Below are 2,690 nucleotides of genomic sequence, written 5' to 3'. Positions count from 1 at the left end.
CCGCGCCCCCGCCGGCGGCGCCCGTCGCCAGGCCGCCCAGGCCGGCCCCCGCGCCCCGAGCTGCGCCGCCGCCGCGGCCGGCGCCGCCGGAGGCCAGACCGCCGCTGAGGTCGTCGGGGTCGGGGAGTTCGGCTGCGGTCCAAGGGTTCTCGAGGTCGACGAGGTCGGGCTGGGCGAGGTCCTCCATGCCCGAGGGGGGCTGCGGGGACGTCGGCTGCTGCGACCCGTCCTGCGGCGACGCCTCCTCGCCCGGCTCCTCCTCGTCCTCCCCCGGCTCCTCCTCCGCTTCGGACTCCTCCTCCGGTTCCTCCTCCTCGGCGGACTCCTCGCCGCCCGAGTGGTCCTCGGCCAGCGCGTGCATGCTGCGGTCGTCGCCCGCGCCCGTCTTGTCCTCCAGCGGTTTGAGGAGGTCGGCGGCGGCCGAGATCGCCGCGCCGGCGGTCGCGTCGGCGGCGTTCACCAGGGCGGTGAGGGCCTGGAGGCCGAGGGTCCCGGCGGCGGCCTGGGCCTGGAGCGCGGCCTCGATGAGGGCGCCGTACGGCCCGGCCATCGCGATCGCGGTGCGCTGCAGCGCCCCGAGGACGACCAGCGGGGCGGGCTGGACGTCGAAGCCGACGGCCTTGAGCGCGGCGTCGGCGGCCTTGAGGAGGGTGCACTCGGTGAGCATCTGGGCCCCGGCGGCGGCGAGGCTCCCGGCGGTCGCGGCGACCTCGCCGATCACCTGCGTCAAGTGGGCGCTCACGGCGCCGGCCTCGCCGTTGAAGGCGTCGTTCGCGGTGTCGCGCCAGTGGGCGTTGATGTCGGCGACCTTCGCGCCGTAGTCGGTCTGCTGGGCGGCGAGGTCGACGGCGGCCTGGGCCATCTCGGCCGCGTAGGCGACGAACTCGGCGGGGTCGGCGGCCAGGGCGTCCTGGTACGTGGGCATGGTCAGCTCCTATCGCTTCGGGCCGGGCTGGACGCGGTCCTGGATCTCGCCGAACCGGGCGCCGGCGGCCTCGTCGGCGGCCTCGGCGTCGTCGGCGCTGCCGACGACCTGGTCGCCCTGCCAGGCGAGGCGGCGCTCGACGCCGGTGGCGACCGCCGCGAGGGAGGCCTGCCAGCGGCGGCCGGCGTCGCCGGTGGCGAAGCCGCGGTTGCGGTCTGCGGCCGACGCCGCCGGGCGCTCCACCCGCCTCGGCGCGGCCTGCCCGTTCGGGGCCAGCGCGCGCAGGCCGGCGCCGCCCGCTCGCACGTCGTCGACGTCCATGTGCACGGTCATGGGTTCCTCCTTCGCTTCCGCACTCCCGGACGGGCGCCCGGCGGCGTTCCGTGCACTGTCGCCCCCGGGGCCACCGATCGGTCACCGCGCGCGCCGGGCCGCCCGATGACGGATGTGTGACGGCCCGGTCTTCCATGGGCCGCATGCATACGAGGACCCCCGGGTCCCTCAGAGGAGGTGCGCTGCGATGACCGACGACCTGTTCGCGGCCGACGACGAGTCCCCCGGGCTCGCGCTGCCGTCGTTCTCGTTCACGATCGCGTTCGGCGACACCGGGTCCGCCGGGGACGGCGCCCGCGCGGGCTGCTCGGCGGGGGACTGCCCGCACCCGGTGGCGCACCCGGCGGAGGAGGACTGGGTGCAGCTGGCGTCCGCCGTCCCCGTCGAGGGGCAGTCGGCGCGCCTCAAGCCCCGCTGCGAGGGCATGGCCTATCCGGCGGAGGACGACTTCCGGGCCGCGGTGGCCGCGGTCCGGCCCGCCGACGCGGACGCGTTCTCGCTGCAGCGCCTGCGGAGCGGCTGGACGGCGGAGGTGGGGGAGCGGCTCGCGGACTGGCCGGAGCGGCTGCGCTCGAAGCTCGCGGTCCTCGCGGAGGGCTGGGTCGGGGAGGACTTCGACGCGTTCGCCGAGCAGGCGGACCTGGCGCGGGCGCTGGTCGAGGGGGCGCTCGACGACGTGGAGGCGGCGGCCGCGGAGCTGGAGCGGCGCGAGGCCGCGGTCTACACGCTCCAGGGCGGGGACTCGGGCGAGATCCCGTACCCCGCGCCGCTGGTCGGGGTCGAGGGCGAGTGGTCGAACCTGTCGGCGCTCCACGTGCGGCCCGCGTGGTGGCACGGGGACTGCATCACGATGACGTGCGCGGAGGCCGAGCGGGCGATGGAGCTGGCGGGTGCGGACGCGGGCCTGGCGACCGAGGTGCGGGAGTTCGTGGAGGAGCGGGTGGGCGAGGGCCTGGCCGGGCTCGGGGCGCTGCTCGCGGACGTCAGGTCGCTGGCGGGCCAGGAGGCGAAGGAGGTCTTCGGCGCGCGGGTCGAGGCCGAGCTGGCGGGGTACGAGGAGCGGCAGGCGGCGATCGACGAGTCGATCGCGGCCAAGCGGAGCGGTCAGAGCGAGGAGCTCGCGGCCGTGGCGGTCCCGGTCGGGGACCGGCCGTACCCGGCGGCCGCGGATTCGTCCTATATGGATCTGGCTGCGCCGGAGGCGGAGCGGCCTGCCGCGCCGGTGGCCCCGCAGGCGACCCTGGACCCGACCCCGGTGCCGCCGGGCGGCGACGGGTCGGTGCGCGAGGCTGAGGCGGCCGCCTGGGAGGCCGACGACGATGACGACGGCGGCGGCGGGTCGGGCGGCCTGGCGGGCGGCGGGATCGACGGCGGGACGGGCGGCGGGTCCGGTCCCGGCGGCGCGGTCGGGTCGGGGCCCGGGGGCCGCGCG

The 2,690-nt window shown here is 77.8% G+C and carries 1 protein-coding gene and 2 pseudogenes; 1 reads left to right on the top strand and 2 read right to left on the bottom strand.

Translation table 11 applies throughout. The annotated features are described in order from the left end of the window. Together ABD419_RS23630 and ABD419_RS23625 are read right to left on the bottom strand one after the other, a co-directional pair. A pseudogene (locus tag ABD419_RS23630) lies at positions 1-925 on the bottom strand (hypothetical protein); the annotation flags it as partial. 9 nt (positions 926-934) lie between these two features. Further along, on the bottom strand, positions 935-1,258 hold the full coding sequence (locus ABD419_RS23625) for a hypothetical protein (RefSeq protein ID WP_344492151.1): 324 nt from the start codon (positions 1,256-1,258) through the stop codon (positions 935-937). A 187-nt stretch (positions 1,259-1,445) separates the two neighbouring features. On the opposite strand from ABD419_RS23625, the pseudogene ABD419_RS23620 reads away from it, so the two are divergent. Further along, positions 1,446-2,690: pseudogene (locus tag ABD419_RS23620) on the top strand (hypothetical protein); the annotation flags it as partial.

This window comes from Glycomyces endophyticus (genome assembly GCF_039531525.1).
Taxonomy (GTDB): domain Bacteria; phylum Actinomycetota; class Actinomycetes; order Mycobacteriales; family Micromonosporaceae; genus Glycomyces; species Glycomyces endophyticus.
This window is presented reverse-complemented; position numbering and strand designations above follow the sequence as displayed.